The organism is Neisseria sp. HMSC068C04, from assembly GCF_001810105.1.
GTDB classification, from domain to species: Bacteria; Pseudomonadota; Gammaproteobacteria; order Burkholderiales; family Neisseriaceae; genus Neisseria; species Neisseria flavescens_B.
In genome coordinates this window covers 1-18,489 of the sequence record NZ_KV799907.1, presented here as the reverse complement: position 1 = coordinate 18,489, position 18,489 = coordinate 1, and the positions used below count along the sequence as shown (strand labels likewise).

Sequence of the window (18,489 nt, the reverse complement as noted above, 5' to 3'; positions counted from 1 at the left end):
TGCACTTGAAATCCGAATCTAAGGCCGTCTGAAATTTCAGACGGCCTCTTTTTATATTGAAACCAATTAGATTTTTCTGGTTTTCAACCAAGCCCAAAGCAGCAGCAATACCACGAAGCTGAAATACAAAATACTCCACACCGGCAGGGCAACGCCGAATAGATAGTCCGGCTCGGCGCAGTTGCCAAAGCCGCGGACTATGGGTTCAAACCAATCGAACAAGGGCCAGTCGCGCAGGCGGAAGGTCCAGGGTGCGCCGCAAGAAGGGGCGGTGCCGGGCGGCAGGCTTTGCAGCCAAATTTGATAGGCAGCGACACCTGCGCCGTAAAGGGCTGGGGCGGCAATCAACAATGCCGAGAGCGAGCGGGCAAATTTGGAAGATTGAGAACTGAATGCCATAACAATGGCCAACAGCCCGACTGCCAATACGCACAAGCGTTGCAGGATACACAATACGCACGGGTTCATGCCCAAAACGTATTGGGAAATAAAGGAGCCGCAGGCGGCAAATATGGAGAGGATGACTAAAAATAAAACAGTCTTGCGGAAAAAGTTCATGACATAAAACCTTTCAGACGGCCTGGACGCAAAACAGCCGATCAATAATGTTTACTTTAACACAAAACGCATATGCTTTTTCTGGTTTGACGGTTTTTTGCGTATGTTTGTTGATGTTGCGTAACCATAAATATGGAAACAAAAATGTGTTCCATATCGAAAAGGCCGTCTGAAATATTCAGACGGCCTTTAGGGGAGAGACGTTTTATTTTTTCCCGTGAGATTTTTTGACATCTGCTTCAGTAATCGTACCGCCGCCATTATTAAAGGCGTTCATGATGTAAGTGGCAACGGCGGCAACATCGGCATCATTGATGGCGGTAGAAGGCATGAAGCCGTTGTAGGATTTGCCGTTTACTGTAATCGGGCCGTTGATGCCTTTGGTCATGCTTTGCAACAGGGTTTGCGGTTTTTTGTTGATATAGTCGGACTGGAATAAAGGCGGGAACATGGTACCCCGGCCTTCGCCTTTTTTGCCGTGGCAGGCGGCGCAGTTGGTTTCGTAAATCTTTTGTCCTTTGCTCATCAGCGCGGCATCAGCGGCAAAAGCAGTTGGGATGCTGAGTGCGGTCAGAAGGAGCAGGATAGGGCGGAGTGCAGTCATGATGTGTTCCTTTTTGAATGGTATTTTGATGGCCACACGCTTGGTTTGCGTTTTAATAGCTTGATGATAACGCTAAAGGCCGTCTGAAAGTGGATTTTTCAGACGGCCTTTGGTTTAGGTCAAATCCAGCCTTGCAGATTGGCCCGACTTAATTGTGCAAGTGCGGCAATCCAGTCGGCGGAATCGTTGAGGCAGGGGATGTAACGGTATTCTTTGCCGCCGGCGGCGTGGAATTGTTCGCGTCCCATAATGGCGATTTCTTCCATGGTTTCGAGGCAGTCGGCTAGGAAGCCGGGGCAGAATACGTCGAGTTTGGTTGTGCCTTGTTTCGGCAGCTGATCAAATAGGGCTTGCGTGCTGGGCTTGACCCATTGGGATTTGCCAAACTGGCTTTGGAAAGAAACAATGTATTCTTGTTCGGACAATCCCAATGCCTGCGCCAACAGCTTGGCGGTATGGTGGCACTCGTCAGGATAGGGGTCGCCGTCGTCGTGATGCTTTTGCGGAATACCGTGGAAACTCAACATCAGTTTTTTGCTGCGTCCGTTTTGAGCCCAATAGGCTTCAATATGCTGCTTCATGGCTTGAATATAGGCGGCATCGTCGTAGTAACGGGAGACGGTGCGGACGCTCATTTGGTTGCGTTGCAGCAATAATTCTTGAAACACTTTGTCCAAAGCCGCGCCGGTAGAAGAGCCGGCATATTGCGGATAGAGCGGAATGACCAGCAATTTGCCCACGCCTTGAGCTTTGAGTTCTGCCAAAACGTCGGCAACGCTTGGGTTGCCGTAAGTCATGGCATGACGGACGATGACATCGGGCAAATGTTTGGCCAAGGCTTCTGCTTGGCGGTGTGTGTAAACCTCAAGCGGTGAACCTTCTTTAAACCAAACTTTTTCATAGGCGTGCGCACTTTTTTTCGGGCGAAAAGTCAATACCAAGCCGCGCAATATCGGTTGCCATAAGAGCTTGGGCAGTTCGACAACACGTTGATCGGACAAAAATTCTTTCAAGTAAGGCTTGACTGCGGCAGCCGTAGGCGCGTCAGGCGTGCCGAGGTTGAGCAGCAGGACGGCGGTACGGTTTTGTGCAGTGTAGGCTAAGGGCGGTTCGGTATGGAAACGGGACATGATTGTGCTTTATTAATTAAGAAAATTGAGGCCGTCTGAAAAGCAGTTTGAATCTAAACCTGATTTCAGACGGCCTTTAAAAGGATTAATCCACACCGCGGGCGCGGTTTTCATGGAATTGCGCCTGCCAATCGGCAAATTTGCCTTGTTCGATGGCTTCGCGCATTTCTGCCATGATGACTTGGTAGAAGTGCAGATTGTGTATGGTGTTGAGCTGTGCGCCCAAGATTTCGCCGACACGGTGCAGATGGTGCAGGTAGGAGCGGCTGAAATTCTGACAGGCGTAGCAGGTACAGCTTTCATCAATCGGACGCTTGTCGAGTTTGTGTTTGGCGTTTTTGATTTTCAAATCGCCAAAACGGGTAAACAGCCAGCCGTTACGCGCATTGCGGGTAGGCATGACGCAGTCGAACATATCCACGCCGTGTGCCACGCCGTACACCAAGTCTTCAGGCGTGCCGACGCCCATCAAATAATGAGGTTTGTGTTCTGGCAGGATAGGGCCGACAGCACGCAACATACGGTACATTTCGGGCTTAGGTTCGCCAACCGACAAGCCGCCGATGGCTAAGCCGGGGAAGTCGAGTTCTTCCAAACCTTTCAGCGATTCTTCACGCAAATCTTCATACATCGCGCCTTGTACAATGCCAAACAGGGCATTCGGGTTTTTCAGGTCTTCAAAAGCCTTTTTGCTGCGTTCCGCCCAGCGCAGGCTCATTTGCAGCGATTTTTGCGCTTGGCTGTGCGTTGCTTCACCAGGGGTGCACTCGTCCAACTGCATCACGATGTCGGAATTCAATACGGTTTGGATTTTCATCGACACTTCGGGCGAGAGGAACAGTTTGTCGCCGTTGATTGGGCTTTGGAATGTGCAGCCTTCTTCGGTCAGCTTGCGCATGTCGGACAACGAGAATACTTGGAAACCGCCCGAGTCGGTCAAAATCGGCTTGCCCCAACCTATAAATTCGTGCAGGCCGCCGAATTGTTCGATGACTTCCAAACCGGGGCGCAGCCACAGATGGTAAGTGTTGCCTAAGATGATTTGCGCTTTGATGTCATGCAGGTTTTGCGGGTTCATCGCTTTGACCGAACCGTAAGTGCCGACCGGCATAAATACCGGCGTTTCGATTTTGCCGTGGTTCAGTTCCAAAGTGCCGCGTCGGGCATGACCGTCTTTTTTGTGTAAGGTAAATTTGAGCATGGTAATAATAGATTGGACGTTCGCGTGTGTGCGAAATGAAAGGGCAGATTATAAAGGATTTTTCGTTGGTTGACGGCTGGATTTTATCTTTGTCAAAACAATGTTTCAGACGGCCTGAATAATAGAGGAAATAAAAAATGAGGTATAAATCAAACAAAAATATTCAGGCCGTCTGAAAAGTATTTACGAATGCTTGCAAAAGGGAACACGCTTCGTTACAATAAGCGCCTTAGATGAAGGCACATAGCTCAGTTGGTTAGAGCACCACCTTGACATGGTGGGGGTCGTTGGTTCGAGTCCAATTGTGCCTACCAAATTTCCATAACGGCTTTATGCCGTTATTTTTTAATGTTTTGGAGCTTTCTGATGTTGAACATTACCTTGCCGGACGGTTCGGTCCGCCAATATGAATCACCCGTTACCGTGGCGCAAATTGCAGCGTCTATCGGTGCAGGTTTGGCAAAGGCAACGGTAGCGGGCAAGGTTAACGGTAAATTGGTGGATGCTTGCGATCCGATTACCGAAGATGCCCATGTTCAAATCATTACGCCTAAAGACAAAGAAGGCGTGGAAATTATCCGCCACTCCTCCGCGCACTTGGTTGGTCATGCGGTCAAGCAGCTCTACCCAGATGCAAAAATGGTTATCGGCCCGGTGATTGAAGACGGGTTCTATTATGATATCGCAACTGAAAAACCATTTACGCCTGATGATGTGGCCGCTATCGAAGCGCGCATGAAAGAGTTGATTGCACAAGACTATGACGTTATTAAAGTGATGACGCCCCGTGCAGAAAGCATCAAAATTTTCCAAGATCGCGGCGAAGAGTACAAATTGCGTCTGATTGAAGACATGCCTGAAGTGGAAGCAATGGGTATGTATCACCATCAAGAATACGTCGATATGTGCCGCGGTCCTCACGTTCCCAATACCCGTTTCTTGAAAAACTTCAAGCTGACCAAGCTGGCAGGCGCATACTGGCGCGGCGACAGCAATAATGAAATGTTGCAACGTATTTACGGTACGGCTTGGGCAAGTAAAGACGAATTGAAAGCCTATATCCAACGCATCGAGGAAGCGGAAAAACGCGACCACCGTAAGCTGGGTAAACAATTGGATTTGTTCCACCTGCAAGATGAAGCGCCGGGTATGGTGTTCTGGCATCCTAAAGGCTGGGCTTTGTGGCAAGTGATTGAGCAGCATATGCGCAAAGAGCTGAATGCTGCCGGTTATAAAGAGGTTAAAACGCCTCAGATTATGGATAAAACCTTCTGGGAAAAATCCGGCCACTGGGAAAACTATAAAGACAATATGTTCGTGACCAGTTCAGAAAAACGCGAATACGCGGTTAAACCGATGAACTGTCCGGGTCATGTGCAAATTTTTAATAACGGTTTGCGCTCATATCGCGATTTGCCAATGCGTTTGGCCGAGTTCGGTTCTTGCCACCGCAATGAACCAAGCGGTGCATTGCATGGTCTGATGCGTGTTCGCGGTTTTGTGCAGGATGATGCGCATATCTTCTGTACCGAAGATCAAATCGTTGATGAAGCACGTGCATTCAATGAATTGCTGGTTCGCATTTACAAACAATTCGGCTTTCATGATGTTGCCGTGAAGTTGTCCCTCCGCCCTGAACAACGTGCAGGTTCTGACGAAGTTTGGGATAAAGCAGAACAAGGTCTGCGCGATGCATTGACCGCTTGCGGCGTAGAGTGGGAAGAGTTGCCTGGCGAAGGCGCATTCTATGGTCCTAAGATTGAGTACCATGTCAAAGATGCCTTGGGTCGCTCTTGGCAGTGCGGTACCCTGCAGTTGGACTTTGTATTGCCGGAGCGTTTGAATGCCGAATATGTAACTGAAAACAACGACCGTGCGCGTCCTGTAATGTTGCACCGTGCTATTTTGGGTTCATTGGAGCGCTTCATCGGTATTTTGATTGAAAATCATGCAGGCTCATTCCCATTGTGGCTTGCGCCGGTTCAAATGGTGATTATGAATATCACCGAGAACCAAGCAGATTATTGTCGCGAAGTGGCTGCCAAATTGCAGGCGGCAGGCTTCCGTGTCGAATTGGATTTGCGTAACGAAAAAATTGGTTACAAAATCCGCGATAACAGCCAATACCGTTTCCCTTATCAAATCGTTGTCGGCGATAAAGAGAAACAAGAAAACAAAGTTGCGGTACGCCGCAAAGCAGAAGACTTGGGTTCTTTGAATGTAGATGATTTTATTGCGCAATTGCAGCAAGAAATCACTGACGCCCTCGTCAATCATTAATTTTTATAGGAGTATTCATCATCGCTCAAGAACGCGAAGCACGAATCAATGGTGAAATTACCGCCAAAGAAGTGCGATTAATCAGTGAGTCAGGCGATCAGCTTGGTGTCGTTTCAGTTCGTGAAGCTCTGGCTATGGCCGAAGAGCAAGATGTCGATTTGGTAGAAATTTCCCCGACTGCCAAACCGCCCGTATGCAAACTGATGGATTACGGTAAATACAAATACCAACAAGCCAAGAAGCGCGACGAAGCCAAGAAAAACCAAAAGCAGGTACAAATCAAGGAAATTAAATTCCGTCCGGGTACTGATGAAGGCGACTATCAAATCAAGATGCGCAACATCAACCGCTTCCTCGCCGATGGTGACAAAGTCAAAGTGACATTGCGTTTCCGCGGTCGTGAGATGGCCCACCAACAATTGGGCGCCCAACTGCTTGAACGCGTAAAAGAAGAGTTGGCTGAAGTGGCACAAATCGAGTCCTTCCCTAAAATGGAAGGCCGCCAAATGGTGATGATGATTGCGCCTAAGAAAAAATAAAGCTATAATGCAAGGCTTATTTCGATTGCCGCTCGGAATAAGGTTTAATTAGCGGCAAAAACCGTGGTATTTTGGGTTCCAAGTGTTTGAATTTATTTCAAAACCCCTTATACCTTATCTAATAACGAATGGAGTTTTCCAATGCCTAAAATGAAAACCAAGTCTAGCGCGAAAAAACGCTTTAAAGTACTGGGTAACGGTGGTGTAAAACGCGGTCATGCGTTCAAAAGTCATATCCTGACCAAAAAAACCACTAAAACTAAACGTCAATTGCGCGGCACCGCTATGGTGGATTCACGCGATTTGGCTTCTGTTGCTAAAATGTTGCCCTACGCTTAAGGAGTTTAGAATATGCCACGCGTAAAACGCGGTGTTACCGCTCGTGCTCGTCACCAAAAAGTCTTCGCGTTAGCCAAAGGCTACCGCGGTCGTCGTAAAAACGTTTACCGTGTTGCCAAACAAGCGGTAATGAAAGCCGGTCAATACGCATACCGTGACCGTCGCCAACGCAAACGTCAATTCCGTCAACTGTGGATCGTTCGTATCAACGCAGGTGCCCGTGAAAATGGTCTGTCTTACAGCAAATTCATGAACGGCCTGAAACGCGCTGCTATCGAAATCGACCGCAAAGTATTGGCTGATTTGGCTGTATTCGACAAAGCTGCATTTGCACAATTAGTTGAAAAAGCTAAAGCTGCTTTGGCTGCTTAATTCGATAAGATTATTTGAAAAGGAAGCTTATGCTTCCTTTTTTCTTTTCTTAAAGAAATCCTATGTAGTTGATTTTCTTTCTTTAAACTCTATTTTTTTATACTAATTTGCGATAAAATAGGCCCCTCTTATCAAACGGATTGGCCGCAGTAAGATAAAAGGCCGTCTGAACGGGTTTGCAATCAAATCCAACAGACGGCTTTGTTGTTTCAGACGGCCTGCCATCAACAAACAGACGATAAACCACTATGGAAAATGTAAACCGTATCGTTGCAGAAGGTATTGCCGCTATTGAAGCCGCGCAAGACTTCAATGCCTTAGAACAAATTAAAGCACGCTATCTTGGTAAAACCGGCGAATTGACCGGACTTTTGAAAACTTTGGGTCAAATGTCTCCTGAAGAGCGTAAAACCATAGGCGCACACATCAACGAATGCAAAAATCAGTTTCAGACGGCCTTTAATAGCAAGCGCGATGCCCTGAATGAAGCCAAGCTGCAAGCCCAATTGGCTGCAGAAGCCTTAGATATTACTTTGCCGGGCCGTGCGCAAGAACATGGCGGTTTGCATCCAGTCACTTTAACTTTGCAACGTGTGGTCGAGCTGTTTCACGGTATGGGTTTTGAAGTGGCAGACGGCCCTGAAATCGAAGACGATTTCCATAATTTCCAAGCCTTGAATATTCCTGCAAATCACCCTGCACGTGCGATGCAAGATACTTTCTACGTTGAAAACGGCGACGTTTTGCGCACACACACTTCGCCTATTCAAATCCGCTATATGCTCGACAAAAAAGAGCCGCCTATCCGCATTATTGCTCCCGGTCGCGTTTACCGCGTGGACAGTGACGCTACTCACTCGCCTATGTTCCATCAGGCCGAAGGTTTGTGGGTAGAAGAGGGAGTAACTTTTGCCGACTTGAAAGCAGTGTTCACTGACTTTATCCGTCGCTTCTTTGAACGCGATGACCTGCAAGTACGTTTCCGTCCGTCTTTCTTCCCATTTACCGAGCCTTCTGCTGAAATCGACATTATGGGTGAAAACGGCAAATGGCTGGAAGTAGGCGGTTGCGGTATGGTACATCCTAACGTGTTGAAAAATGTGAATATTGATCCTGAGAAATATACCGGTTTCGCTTTTGGTATCGGTCTCGACCGCTTCGCTATGCTGCGTTACAACGTGAACGACTTGCGCTTGTTCTTCGATAATGATTTGAACTTTTTGAAGCAGTTTAAATAAATTTCAAATAATCCCAATGGATAAATTAACCCCAGAGCAGCGCAAAAAATGTATGCGTGCCAACAAAAGTAAAGGGACGAAACCTGAGCTTGCATTGGCAAAGGCGATGTGGGCTTTAGGGCTTAGGTATCGGAAAAATAGCGGAAGCATTTTTGGGAAACCTGATTTTTCGTTTAAAAAATATAAAGTTGCCGTATTTGTCGATGGAGAATTCTGGCACGGTAAGGATTGGGAACAGAAAAAAGCGGAAATAAAGGGAAATCGTGAGTTTTGGATTGCCAAAATTGAGCGCAATATCCAAAGGGATATAGAAGTAACAGGCCGTCTGAAAGTCGAGGGCTGGACGGTTTTACGTTTTTGGAGTAACGATGTCGTTAAAGATACAACCAGCTGTGCAGAAAAAGTCAAAGAAATCATCCGAGCAAGAAGAATTGATTTACAAAAACGAAATTAAGGGTAGTAATCAAGGCGAATACTTGGAAGAAAAAGCAGCTCAATACTGCCTTTTTGAAAACAGTGGTACTTTTCAGACGGCCTTGAAGCCCAAATTTACCTTTATCGATTTGTTTGCAGGTATCGGAGGTTTCCGCATAGCGATGCAGAACTTGGGCGGAAAATGTGTGATCTCGAGCGAGTGGGACGAGAAAGCCAAACAGACGTATGAAGCCAATTTCGGGGAAGTACCGTTTGGTGATATTACTCTGGAAGAAACCAAACAATACATCCCGAAGCAATTTGATGTGCTGTGTGGGTTTTCCTTATCAAAATGAAAGATGTTAAAAGCATGAGGCTTTCTGATTATATTTTAAACAATAAAATAAATATAAATAATTTATCTGATAACCAGGTACAGGAAATCACTAACCATTTTTCTTCAGAAATAGATGATTGGTTATTGGCAAGTGGGAAGGAGTTAAAGGATTATGATGTTTATCTATACAAATTAGTATTAGGTGGACAACAATATGTTCAGGGAATAAGAAAATCCGTATTGTATGATTTCCTTATGGCAAATCAGAAAGATAGTTAATAAAAATGAAAAAATGGACTAGAGAGGAAACTCTGGTTGCCCTTTATCTTTATTACATCATTCCTTTTCAAAAGGTTAGTAAGGACAATCCTATTATTCAAGAATATGCGTCAATACTAGGCAGGACACCGTCCGCACTCGGTATGAAGATAGGAAATTTAGGCCGTTTAGATCCTACGCTGAAAGTCAAAAATATTTCGGGATTAAGTAATGGCAGCAAAATGGATGTTGTTGTATGGAACGAGTTTTCAGAACATTGGGAGCAACTTAATAAGGAATTTGAGGAAGTTATTTCTCAATATCGATCAAATGGTGATAATAGCAATATTGAAATAGAACCACCTGAGATTCCAAAGGGAAGGGAAAGGTTTGCAAGAATATCAGTACGCGTCAATCAGGGCTTTTTCCGTTCCAGTGTTTTGGCAGCATACAACAATCAATGTTGTATTACTGGATTAAAACAACCCGAATTGTTAGTTGCGAGTCATATCAAACCCTGGAGGGAAGATGAGGATAACCGTTTAAACCCAAGGAATGGGTTATGTTTGAATGCGTTACATGACAAAGCTTTTGACAGGGGATTGTTAGGAATAGATGAAAATTTCAAAATTATATTTTCTCCACTGCTGTCAAAGGCTGAAGGCTTCGATGATTTATTTAAACCATATGAAAATCAGATGATAAGACTGCCTGAAAGGCTAAACCCAAGTCTGGAATTTTTAAAATTTCATAGAGAAAATATTTTTCAGGGTTGAGTAAATATCAACATTAACCAGAATTCTAAAACAGACCGTCCGAATGAAAATTGATAAAACAAAAGTTAATTAATTGATTGAGAAAATAATATGCAATTTCCTTACTCATGGCTGAAAACCCAAGCCAATCCTGATCTTTCTGCCGATAAACTGGAACATCTTTTGACCATGGCCGGTTTGGAAGTGGAAGAAATCGATACTGCCGCCCCTGCTTTCAGTGGCGTGGTTGTTGCCGAAGTAAAATCTGTTGAAAAGCATCCTGATGCAGACCGTTTGAACGTTACCCAAGTTGATGCCGGTACGGGCGAGTTGGTTCAGATTGTTTGTGGTGCGCCGAATGTTAAGCCTGGTATTAAAGTGCCGTGTTCTTTGCCGGGTGCCGTTTTGCCGGGCAATTTCAAAATTAAGCCGACTAAAATGCGCGGCGTACCATCAAACGGTATGCTGTGTTCGACCAATGAACTGGGTTTGCCTGATGATGGTGTAGACGGTCTGCACATTCTGCCTGAAGATGCGCCTGTCGGTGCCAATATCCGCGAATACTTGGATTTGGACGATACGCTGTTTACGTTGAAAATTACACCTAACCGCGCTGATTGTTTGAGTGTTAAGGGTATTGCGCGTGAGGTTTCTGCGTTGACTCAATGTACGTTTACGCCTGTTGAAATTCAGACGGCCTCTATCGGCAGTGAGAAAAAACAGGCTGTCCGTATTGATGCACCGGCCGACTGTGGCCGTTTTATCAGTCGCGTTATTGAAAATGTTAATGCGAAAGCGGCTACTCCCGATTGGATGAAACAACGTTTGGAGCGCAGCGGTATCCGCAGCATTTCCGCATTGGTGGACATCGGCAACTATGTGATGCTGGAAATCGGTCAGCCTATGCATGTTTTCGATGCTGACAAGCTGTCAGGCAGTTTGATTGTCCGCCGTGCTCAAAATGGAGAGACTTTGGCGTGTCTGAACGAGAAGACGGTTACTTTGGCTGATAATACACTGGTGGTCGCTGATGAAAAAGGTGCGTTGAGCTTGGCCGGCTTGATGGGCGGCGAGGCAAGCGCGGTTTCTGATGAGACGCAAAATATTGTGTTGGAAGCTGCTTGGTTTGCTCCGGAGATTATTGCCGGTAAATCCCGTCAATACGGTTTTGGCTCGGATTCTTCTTTCCGTTTTGAGCGTGGCGTGGATTACCGCTTGCAAGCTGATGCCATTGAGCGTGCCACTGAATTGGTGGTACAGATTTGCGGTGGTACAGCCGGTGAAATGGTTGAAGCACAAGGCAAATTGCCTGAGGCAAAACAGGTTGAATTGCGTTTAGGCCGTCTGAAAACGGTATTGGGCGTTGAAATCCCTGCCGAGCAAGTCGAAATTATCTTGCAACACTTGGGTTTGCAGCCTGAGAAAACCGCAGAAGGCTTCCGTGTTACTTCTCCTAGCTTCCGTTTCGATATTGAAATCGAAGCCGATTTGATTGAAGAAATCGGCCGTGTTTACGGTTATGAAAATATTCCTGACGACTATACTTCAGGCCGTCTGAAAATGTTGGCTTTGCCTGAAACCAAACGCCCGCGTTTTGCAGTTTATAACGAAATGGCGGCACGCGGTTACCGTGAAGTGGTCAGCTATGCGTTTGTGGATGAGCAATGGGAGCAAGACTTTGCTGCCAATACCAATCCTATCCGCCTGCAAAATCCGTTGGCGGCGCAGTATGCAGTCATGCGTTCTACGCTTATCGGCGGTTTGGTGGAAGTTTTGCAAAACAATTTGAACCGTAAGCAAAACCGTGTACGCGTATTTGAGATTGCCCGTGTGTTCAGCAAAGATTCGGCTGATCAATTTGTTCAAAACGAACGTATCGGCGGTTTGTGGTATGGCTCTGTGCTGCCTGAGCAATGGGGCGAGAAAACACGTAACGTAGATTTCTACGATATGAAAGCCGATGTTGAGAGCCTTTTGAAAAACAAGGAAGTATCCTTTGTTAAGACCGAACATCCGGCATTGCATCCTGGTCGTGCCGCCAATATCGTTTCAGACGGCCGAGTAATTGGTTTTGTTGGCGAGTTGCATCCGAAATGGCTGCAAAAATATGATTTGCCGCAAGCGCCGCTGGTATTTGAAATCGATATGGATGCGGTATTGGGTCGTGAGAAAACCCGTTATCAGTCTGTATCCAAATTCCAACCTGCACGCCGAGATTTGGCATTTGTAATGCCTGAGGCTGTAACGCATGATGATTTGTTAAATGCCCTGAAAGCGGCAGCGAACAAGCTGGTTCAAGAAATCAGTGTGTTTGACGTTTACCGCGGTACGGGCGTGCCTGAAGGCATGAAGAGCGTTGCCGTCAAAATCATTTTGCAAGATATGGAAAATACGCTGACAGATGAAGTCATCGAGCCTTTGGTTGCAAAAATGATTAAAGCGGCAGCCGAAAAAGACGCACAGCTTCGCGCTTAACATAAGACAAAAGTTGTCGCCAAAAATCGCCAATAATATTTGATTTTTGGGTGAGGACTTGATTTTTAAAAGAATTTTGGTAATAATTGCACCAGTTTGAATGAAGGTAAACACATGACACTAACTAAAGCAGAATTGGCTGATATTTTGGTCGACAAAGTCAGCAACGTCACCAAGAATGATGCCAAAGAAATCGTCGAGCTCTTTTTTGAAGAAATCCGCAGCACTTTGGCGCGTGGTGAAGAAATTAAAATTTCCGGTTTCGGTAATTTCCAATTGCGCGACAAACCTCAACGCCCTGGCCGTAACCCTAAAACAGGCGAAGAAGTGCCGATTACCGCACGCCGTGTGGTAACTTTCCATGCCAGCCAAAAACTCAAAGGCATGGTGGAGCATTACTATGACAAACAACAATAATCCGGTTATTCCTGCCAAGCGTTATTTTACGTTGGATGAGATGTGCCAATTGGTGCAAATCAGCCCGGCTCAGTTTGCACAATGGCAACATGAAAATAATGTTGTAATTGGATACGGTGGCGATCGATATACGCGCTCAGATGTAGTTAAGTTGTTGAAACTGAAAGATACGTTTGAACCATATATCGATACGTTCAGCCGTGGCGCTTTGGATGCAAACGGCAATCCTGCCGCCAATGCAGAAGAAGTCCGCCATGGTCTGATGCAGATTTTGTCTGATTTGGAGCGTCATCTTGGTTCTGAACAACAAAATCACCATGTCGAGCTATAATCGATAAGGAAATTCTGATCAAAAGTGCGAAGGCATACAAAGATTTGCATAATTGATTCTAATAAAGGCTGTTTGAATGATTTTCAGACGGCCTTTATTGTTTTATATTGCTTTCAAAATATCAGAATCTTGATTGCAAATGATTCTATGAAATAGCCGTAAATGTTATACTTAGCATCTTGTTTGCCGATTGGGAAGAAACAGTCATTAGATAATGCGGATAGATGCCGCCTTTTCATGGCAGACTGAGGTTTTTAAAACAATGTAACGGTAGAATAAATAGGCTACCGGACAACATTCAAATCGATGAAATGGATAGCAGAAAATGAGCAGAATCCAACAAACTTTCTCAGCGCTCAATGGCGCAAAAGCACTGATTCCTTATATTACGGTGGGTGATCCCAGCCTTGAGACAACCTTGGCATTGATGCATAGCCTGGTGGCTAATGGTGCTGATATTTTGGAACTGGGTGTGCCGTTTTCTGACCCGATGGCAGATGGCCCGACTATTCAACGTGCGGCTGAAAGGGCGTTGGCAAATCAAGTTTCCTTGCACGACGTATTGGAAACAGTACGTTTGTTCCGCCAAACCAATGATAAAACGCCGGTTGTGTTAATGGGTTACTTGAACCCAGTACATAAAATGGGTTATCAGGCGTTTGCACAAGCGGCTGCTGAAGCAGGTGTAGATGGCGTGTTGACCGTGGATTCTCCAGTAGAGACCATCGCGCCTTTGTATGAGTCGCTGAAAGCGCAAGGTATTGATTGCATTTTCCTTATTGCACCAACGACAACTGAGGAGCGTATTCAAACGATTGCCAAAGTAGCCGGCGGTTTTGTGTATTATGTATCGCTCAAAGGTGTAACCGGTGCGGCAAGTTTGGATACTGAAGAAGTTTCGCGTAAAATAGAGCTTTTGCGCAAATATATTGATATTCCGATTGGAGTCGGCTTCGGCATCAATAATGCGGAAAGTGCGCGTAAGATTGGTGCGGTGGCGGATGCCGTTATTGTCGGCAGCCGTATCGTCAAAGAGATTGAAAGCCACGCAGGTAGCGAGGCTGAAGCAGTAGGCGCGTTGGTTAAAGAGTTGAAAGACGCGATTCGCTAAATTTTTCCATTCCATTGTTTCAGAGGGCCTTATGTTCAACTGGCCGTCTGAATTCTGAATCCTAAGGAGTCATTCATGAGCTGGCTAGATAAAATTCTTCCTCCGAAAATTAAAAACCGAAGCAGTTCGTCCAGCGTCCCTGAAGGTCTGTGGCACAAATGTCCGTCTTGTTCGGCAACGGTTTACTCAACCGAGTTGAAACAAAACAGCGAAGTCTGCCCAAAATGTAATCATCACAATCCGCTTTCTGCGCGCGAACGTTTGGACCTGCTTTTGGATGAAGAAGGTCGTGAAGAGATTGCAGCCAATATTAAACCGACAGACCCGCTGAAATTTAAAGACAGCAAAAAATATCCGGACCGCCTCACTGCTGCGCGCAAAGCAACCGGTGAAGACGATGCTTTGGTCGTTATGAGAGGCACCATGAATGGCCTGCCTGTCGTGGTGGCTGCTTTTGAATTCCGCTTTATCGGCGGCTCCATGGGTTCGGTAGTGGGTGAGCGTTTCGTGCAGGGTGTTCGCCGTGCTGTTGCAGATAATTGTTCGTTTATTTGTGTGGCGGCTTCCGGGGGTGCGCGTATGCAGGAGGGTTTGAACTCTTTGATGCAGATGACGAAAACCAGCGCGGCTTTGCATTTGCTGACTGAAAAACGTCTGCCGTTTATTTCCGTATTGACCGACCCGACCATGGGCGGCGTATCTGCCAGCTTTGCCTTCTTGGGCGATGTAGTTTTGGCAGAACCGAATGCTCTGATTGGTTTTGCAGGTCCGCGCGTTATCGAGCAGACTGTACGCGAAACCTTACCGGAAGGTTTCCAACGTGCAGAATTCTTGTTGGAGAAGGGTGCAATCGACCAAATCGTCGATCGCCGTTCCATGAAAAAACGTATTAGCGATTTGATTACTTTGTTACGTCATGAAGGTAAAGTAACCGCTGCTTGATGAGCACAATAAGAAAGGCCGTCTGAAAATAATTTTTCAGACGGCCTTTTTGATTATTGATGATTAAGCAGTCAATGCGGCTTTCAAAACCTTGTTGACTTCGCCCATGTCGGCTTTGCCGGCCAGACGGGTTTTCAGTACGCCCATGACTTTACCCATATCGGCCATGCCTGATGCACCGGTTTCTGCAATGGCTGCTTCAACGACAGTCTTGATTTCTTCTGCGGACATCATTTGCGGCAGGTAGCGGTTGAGGATTTCGATTTCCGCATTTTCTTTGTCAGCCAAATCTTGACGGCCGGCTTCGGTATAGATTTTGGCGCTGTCTTTGCGCTGTTTCACCATTTTGGTCAGGATAGAGATGACTTTTGCGTCATCAGCTTCAGTGCGCTCATCTACTTCAAATTGTTTGATGGCGGCATTAATCAGGCGGATGGTGCTTAAAGACACTTGGTCTTTGGCACGCATGGCGGTTTTCATGTCTTCGGTTAATTGTGTTTTTAGGCTCATAATGTTCTCACTTTATATAAAAAGATGCCGTCTGAAAAACAAAACACACCGCAAAGCTGCCCTTGCGGTGTGTCGTTTATCACAGGGCAGGCCTGTAATTAGTACATTTTAGGAGGCAGTTGTTGGCTGCGCAGACGTTTTTGCAGACGTTTAGCTGCAGCAGCTTTTTTGCGTTTGCGTTCGGTAGTTGGTTTTTCGTACGCTTCACGGGCGCGCAGTTCGGTCAACAGACCGGTTTTTTCTACGGCACGTTTGAAACGACGCATGGCAACTTCAAATGGTTCATTCTCTTTAACACGAATAGCAGGCATTTTATTTCCTTTAAATTTTGTTCAATCAAACCGTTTTAAGAAATAGAGGACGGTTTGTCATAATAGGGGAGTTGTTGTATCGCTGGTTTGCCTAGGGCAGGGCGGGATACGCGCCGTGATGTAAACATCACCTCCTAACAAGTCGGCTTTTGCCGTGCAAGTGACCTTTTCGGTCAGAAACAATCGGGCGATTATCTTATAAACCTGATAGTCTGTCAAGATTGCAGGCCGTCTGAACGTTTGATTCTGTCTCACTTTTCAGACGGCCTATCGGGCATTAATAGCGGCCGGGAACCGTACCCATGCGTTGTTTCAACGAAGTTTGCGGTTCGTTGAACAATGACGCGTAATAAGTCGCGTTGGTCATGACTTTTTTCACGTAATCACGGGTTTCGGTGAATGGGATGGTCTCGGCATAGATGGCACCTTCCAAAGGCGAAGAAGCCTGCCAGTTGCGGGCGCGGCCTGGGCCGGCGTTGTAGCCTGCGGTGGCCATTACTTCGTTATTTTGCAGGCGGCGTTTGGCATCTGCCATGTACCAAGTACCCATGCGGATGTTGCCGTCCATGGTGTAGAGTTCGCTGCTGCTCATGCCGATTTTACCGGCGATTTCGCGGGCGGTTGCAGGCATGACCTGCATCAGGCCTTGTGCGCCGACGCTGGATTGCGCGCCCATGACAAAGCGGCTCTCTTGGCGAATCAAACCGTAAACCCATGCAGGGTCAACGCCTGCCTGTGCGGCATAGCGAACGGTCAGGTCTTTAAACGGAGAGAGGTAGCGCAGTTTGTAGTTGAGTTTGTGGTCGGTACGGTCTGCGCTGTTGATTGCCATGTCGTAGAACTGGTTGTCAAAAGCGACTTGTGCGGCAGTCAGCAGGTTGTCTTCGTTGAAGTCGCGGGTGGCAAAACGCCATTCTGCCTGTGCCTGACGGCGCATTTTGGAGTCGCCGTTGCTTTGGCTGTTTTTAAACAGAACCAATGCGCGTTTGATGGCGCCGTCTTCGCTCATGCGGCGGACGTCTTTGGCATCGGCATCGGAAACGTTGTTGCGCGTATTGATGCGGTGGCCCAATTCTTCACCTGCCATTACGGCGTAGAAGTTGCGGCCGGAAGCGGCGGCTTTTTCGTACATTTCTTTGGCTTGGCTGCTTTTGCCTTGTGCGGCAAAGCTGCGGCCCAGCCAATATTGCCATGTCGGGTCTTTTTGCAGTTTTTCAGGCATATGCTGGATCACGCTTGCCAATTCGTCCCAACGTTGCAGGCGCAAAGCGGCGCGTGCGTACCATTCCAATTGTTCGTCGGTCAGTTGCTTGCGGTCGGAAACGCGACTGTAGTAGCTCAAAGCAGTCGGCATGTTTTGGCTTTGTGCATGGTAGTGGCCCAGTACGCCCCATGCGAAGCTGCGTTGTTCGCGGCTGAGGCCGGATTCCATGTCGGACAGGGTGGTGGCGGCAGAAGCAGATTTGCGTGCATCTTTGCCGATCACGCTCAATAGGCTGTATTCGGTCGCACCTTGCGCGCCACCTTCAAAGGGGCTGCCCAATGCGGCGGCGAGGTTGCGTGCATCTGTGGTTTGGCTGTTGCTCAACAAGCCGCGCACGCGACGCCATGCGTCGTTGGTGTTCAGACGGCCTGAAGCTGCCGCGCTTTCAACCAAGCGGGTACAGCCGGCAGGCAGTTTGCCGGTAACGCGAACCAGCTCGGCGGCTTTGCTGTAATTGCCGCTGCTCAAATCGGCATAACATTGCACTTCTTGCGCGACGCCGGCAGCGTTCAATTTGCTGAATTCTTGACGGAACAAATCCCATTGGCCGCGCGCGCCCAAGGTTTTCAGCCATTCGTTGCGGACGTTTTCAGCCATTGCGCTGTCGCTGGCTTGGGATAAAAATTGTTGTACCCAAGCATCGTCGCCGCGTTTGGCGGCATCGATGGCGCTTTGGTATTGGCTGTAATCGGACAGGATTTTGGATTCGCTGTCGGCGCGGCGTGAAGGAATAGAAGTGGATTTAGGCTGAACGACGGTTTCGGTTTTAGAAGCAGTCGGTGTGTTTTGGGTGGCGCACGCCGATAAAACAGCGGAGGTAATCAAGCTGAGAGAGAGAGGGAAAAGACGTTGAACGTTCATTGGATACCGTGTCGTTTTTAGAATCAAAATAACTGCTTATTTTAAATGATTTATGCGGAATAACCGAATTACAAACCGATATTTACATTTTTAAAGCCCAGAAATGACTAAGGCCGTCTGAAATATGAAACACTTTTGAGGTATTCCTATTTCAGACGGCCTTGGATTCGGATTTCAAGTGCAACACTAGAGTATCAGTGGTTGGAAGAGATTCAAGAATAAAACACTTGGCGTTTCGTAGC

The 18,489-nt window shown here is 46.9% G+C and carries 20 protein-coding genes, 1 tRNA gene and 1 pseudogene; 15 read left to right on the top strand and 7 right to left on the bottom strand.

Features of this window, described 5'->3' with window-relative positions; all coding sequences use genetic code 11:
• Positions 1 to 66: 66 nt before the first annotated feature.
• The 4 genes from HMPREF2700_RS01530 to tgt form a co-directional block, all read right to left on the bottom strand.
• Entirely contained in the window at positions 67 to 558 is a 492-nt protein-coding gene (locus HMPREF2700_RS01530; protein WP_070589475.1) for a disulfide bond formation protein B, read from the bottom strand.
• Positions 559 to 763: 205 nt separating this feature from the next.
• Complete coding sequence (locus HMPREF2700_RS01525) at positions 764 to 1,162, bottom strand: c-type cytochrome (RefSeq protein WP_070589473.1); 399 nt, start codon at positions 1,160 to 1,162, stop codon at positions 764 to 766.
• A 119-nt stretch (positions 1,163 to 1,281) separates the two neighbouring features.
• Entirely contained in the window at positions 1,282 to 2,292 is a 1,011-nt protein-coding gene (gene hemH, locus HMPREF2700_RS01520) for a ferrochelatase (RefSeq protein ID WP_070589471.1), read from the bottom strand.
• An 85-nt stretch (positions 2,293 to 2,377) separates the two neighbouring features.
• Positions 2,378 to 3,493, bottom strand: a complete 1,116-nt coding sequence (tgt, locus tag HMPREF2700_RS01515; RefSeq protein WP_070589469.1) for a tRNA guanosine(34) transglycosylase Tgt — start codon at positions 3,491 to 3,493, stop codon at positions 2,378 to 2,380.
• 237 nt (positions 3,494 to 3,730) lie between these two features.
• Between tgt and HMPREF2700_RS01510 the strand changes: the two genes are divergently transcribed.
• The 15 genes and pseudogenes from HMPREF2700_RS01510 (at position 3,731) to accD (ending at position 15,301) form a co-directional block, all read left to right on the top strand.
• A tRNA-Val gene (locus HMPREF2700_RS01510) sits at positions 3,731 to 3,807 on the top strand.
• Between the two features lie 52 nt (positions 3,808 to 3,859).
• On the top strand, positions 3,860 to 5,773 hold the full coding sequence (gene thrS, locus HMPREF2700_RS01505; protein ID WP_070589479.1) for a threonine--tRNA ligase: 1,914 nt from the start codon (positions 3,860 to 3,862) through the stop codon (positions 5,771 to 5,773).
• Between the two features lie 17 nt (positions 5,774 to 5,790).
• On the top strand, positions 5,791 to 6,312 hold the full coding sequence (gene infC / locus HMPREF2700_RS01500; RefSeq protein ID WP_079453677.1) for a translation initiation factor IF-3: 522 nt from the start codon (positions 5,791 to 5,793) through the stop codon (positions 6,310 to 6,312).
• 141 nt (positions 6,313 to 6,453) lie between these two features.
• Positions 6,454 to 6,651, top strand: coding sequence for a 50S ribosomal protein L35 (gene rpmI / locus HMPREF2700_RS01495; protein ID WP_003675505.1), 198 nt, complete (start codon positions 6,454 to 6,456; stop codon positions 6,649 to 6,651).
• A 12-nt stretch (positions 6,652 to 6,663) separates the two neighbouring features.
• Complete coding sequence (gene rplT / locus HMPREF2700_RS01490) at positions 6,664 to 7,023, top strand: 50S ribosomal protein L20 (RefSeq protein ID WP_003675502.1); 360 nt, start codon at positions 6,664 to 6,666, stop codon at positions 7,021 to 7,023.
• A 248-nt stretch (positions 7,024 to 7,271) separates the two neighbouring features.
• Positions 7,272 to 8,261, top strand: coding sequence for a phenylalanine--tRNA ligase subunit alpha (gene pheS / locus HMPREF2700_RS01485; RefSeq protein WP_070585794.1), 990 nt, complete (start codon positions 7,272 to 7,274; stop codon positions 8,259 to 8,261).
• A 16-nt stretch (positions 8,262 to 8,277) separates the two neighbouring features.
• The gene (locus HMPREF2700_RS01480; protein ID WP_070589467.1) at positions 8,278 to 8,715 is read left to right on the top strand and encodes a very short patch repair endonuclease; all 438 of its coding nucleotides are present in this window, start codon (positions 8,278 to 8,280) and stop codon (positions 8,713 to 8,715) included.
• 82 nt (positions 8,716 to 8,797) lie between these two features.
• A pseudogene (locus tag HMPREF2700_RS01475) lies at positions 8,798 to 9,028 on the top strand (DNA cytosine methyltransferase); the annotation flags it as partial.
• Positions 9,028 to 9,291: a hypothetical protein gene (locus HMPREF2700_RS01470; protein ID WP_283129661.1), complete on the top strand. Its 264-nt coding sequence runs from the start codon at positions 9,028 to 9,030 to the stop codon at positions 9,289 to 9,291. The pseudogene HMPREF2700_RS01475 and the gene HMPREF2700_RS01470, both read left to right, overlap by 1 nt.
• Positions 9,292 to 9,296: 5 nt before the next feature.
• The gene (locus HMPREF2700_RS01465) at positions 9,297 to 10,046 is read left to right on the top strand and encodes an HNH endonuclease (RefSeq protein ID WP_070589463.1); all 750 of its coding nucleotides are present in this window, start codon (positions 9,297 to 9,299) and stop codon (positions 10,044 to 10,046) included.
• Between the two features lie 90 nt (positions 10,047 to 10,136).
• A complete protein-coding gene (gene pheT, locus HMPREF2700_RS01460) occupies positions 10,137 to 12,500 on the top strand; it encodes a phenylalanine--tRNA ligase subunit beta (protein WP_070589461.1) in 2,364 nt (787 codons plus the stop codon).
• Positions 12,501 to 12,614: 114 nt separating this feature from the next.
• Entirely contained in the window at positions 12,615 to 12,917 is a 303-nt protein-coding gene (locus tag HMPREF2700_RS01455; protein WP_003680933.1) for an integration host factor subunit alpha, read from the top strand.
• A complete protein-coding gene (locus tag HMPREF2700_RS01450; RefSeq protein ID WP_063076401.1) occupies positions 12,901 to 13,248 on the top strand; it encodes a hypothetical protein in 348 nt (115 codons plus the stop codon). The genes HMPREF2700_RS01455 and HMPREF2700_RS01450 overlap by 17 nt, the downstream gene beginning before the upstream one ends.
• Before the next feature lie 325 nt (positions 13,249 to 13,573).
• A complete protein-coding gene (gene trpA, locus HMPREF2700_RS01445) occupies positions 13,574 to 14,359 on the top strand; it encodes a tryptophan synthase subunit alpha (RefSeq protein WP_070589460.1) in 786 nt (261 codons plus the stop codon).
• A gap of 75 nt (positions 14,360 to 14,434) precedes the next feature.
• Complete coding sequence (gene accD, locus HMPREF2700_RS01440; RefSeq protein ID WP_070589458.1) at positions 14,435 to 15,301, top strand: acetyl-CoA carboxylase, carboxyltransferase subunit beta; 867 nt, start codon at positions 14,435 to 14,437, stop codon at positions 15,299 to 15,301.
• Between the two features lie 63 nt (positions 15,302 to 15,364).
• Here accD and HMPREF2700_RS01435 read toward each other — a convergent pair whose 3' ends face one another.
• The 3 genes from HMPREF2700_RS01435 to HMPREF2700_RS01425 form a co-directional block, all read right to left on the bottom strand.
• Complete coding sequence (locus tag HMPREF2700_RS01435; protein ID WP_049331296.1) at positions 15,365 to 15,811, bottom strand: GatB/YqeY domain-containing protein; 447 nt, start codon at positions 15,809 to 15,811, stop codon at positions 15,365 to 15,367.
• A 98-nt stretch (positions 15,812 to 15,909) separates the two neighbouring features.
• Positions 15,910 to 16,122 carry a 30S ribosomal protein S21 gene (gene rpsU, locus HMPREF2700_RS01430; RefSeq protein WP_003680926.1) on the bottom strand — a complete coding sequence of 71 codons (213 nt, stop codon included), beginning with the start codon at positions 16,120 to 16,122 and terminating at the stop codon, positions 15,910 to 15,912.
• Positions 16,123 to 16,399: 277 nt separating this feature from the next.
• Entirely contained in the window at positions 16,400 to 18,247 is a 1,848-nt protein-coding gene (locus tag HMPREF2700_RS01425; protein WP_070589456.1) for a lytic transglycosylase domain-containing protein, read from the bottom strand.
• Positions 18,248 to 18,489 lie beyond the last annotated feature (242 nt).

Coding starts and splice junctions, on each gene's coding strand:
- thrS (WP_070589479.1), top strand. CDS start 3,860: ATGTTGAACATTACCTTGCCGGACGGTTCGGTCCGCCAATATGAATCA.
- pheS (WP_070585794.1), top strand. CDS start 7,272: ATGGAAAATGTAAACCGTATCGTTGCAGAAGGTATTGCCGCTATTGAA.
- accD (WP_070589458.1), top strand. CDS start 14,435: ATGAGCTGGCTAGATAAAATTCTTCCTCCGAAAATTAAAAACCGAAGC.
- HMPREF2700_RS01455 (WP_003680933.1), top strand. CDS start 12,615: ATGACACTAACTAAAGCAGAATTGGCTGATATTTTGGTCGACAAAGTC.
- HMPREF2700_RS01530 (WP_070589475.1), bottom strand. CDS start 558: ATGAACTTTTTCCGCAAGACTGTTTTATTTTTAGTCATCCTCTCCATA.
- pheT (WP_070589461.1), top strand. CDS start 10,137: ATGCAATTTCCTTACTCATGGCTGAAAACCCAAGCCAATCCTGATCTT.
- HMPREF2700_RS01470 (WP_283129661.1), top strand. CDS start 9,028: ATGAAAGATGTTAAAAGCATGAGGCTTTCTGATTATATTTTAAACAAT.
- trpA (WP_070589460.1), top strand. CDS start 13,574: ATGAGCAGAATCCAACAAACTTTCTCAGCGCTCAATGGCGCAAAAGCA.
- HMPREF2700_RS01465 (WP_070589463.1), top strand. CDS start 9,297: ATGAAAAAATGGACTAGAGAGGAAACTCTGGTTGCCCTTTATCTTTAT.
- tgt (WP_070589469.1), bottom strand. CDS start 3,493: ATGCTCAAATTTACCTTACACAAAAAAGACGGTCATGCCCGACGCGGC.
- HMPREF2700_RS01450 (WP_063076401.1), top strand. CDS start 12,901: ATGACAAACAACAATAATCCGGTTATTCCTGCCAAGCGTTATTTTACG.
- rpmI (WP_003675505.1), top strand. CDS start 6,454: ATGCCTAAAATGAAAACCAAGTCTAGCGCGAAAAAACGCTTTAAAGTA.
- HMPREF2700_RS01425 (WP_070589456.1), bottom strand. CDS start 18,247: ATGAACGTTCAACGTCTTTTCCCTCTCTCTCTCAGCTTGATTACCTCC.
- rplT (WP_003675502.1), top strand. CDS start 6,664: ATGCCACGCGTAAAACGCGGTGTTACCGCTCGTGCTCGTCACCAAAAA.
- rpsU (WP_003680926.1), bottom strand. CDS start 16,122: ATGCCTGCTATTCGTGTTAAAGAGAATGAACCATTTGAAGTTGCCATG.
- HMPREF2700_RS01525 (WP_070589473.1), bottom strand. CDS start 1,162: ATGACTGCACTCCGCCCTATCCTGCTCCTTCTGACCGCACTCAGCATC.
- hemH (WP_070589471.1), bottom strand. CDS start 2,292: ATGTCCCGTTTCCATACCGAACCGCCCTTAGCCTACACTGCACAAAAC.
- HMPREF2700_RS01435 (WP_049331296.1), bottom strand. CDS start 15,811: ATGAGCCTAAAAACACAATTAACCGAAGACATGAAAACCGCCATGCGT.
- HMPREF2700_RS01480 (WP_070589467.1), top strand. CDS start 8,278: ATGGATAAATTAACCCCAGAGCAGCGCAAAAAATGTATGCGTGCCAAC.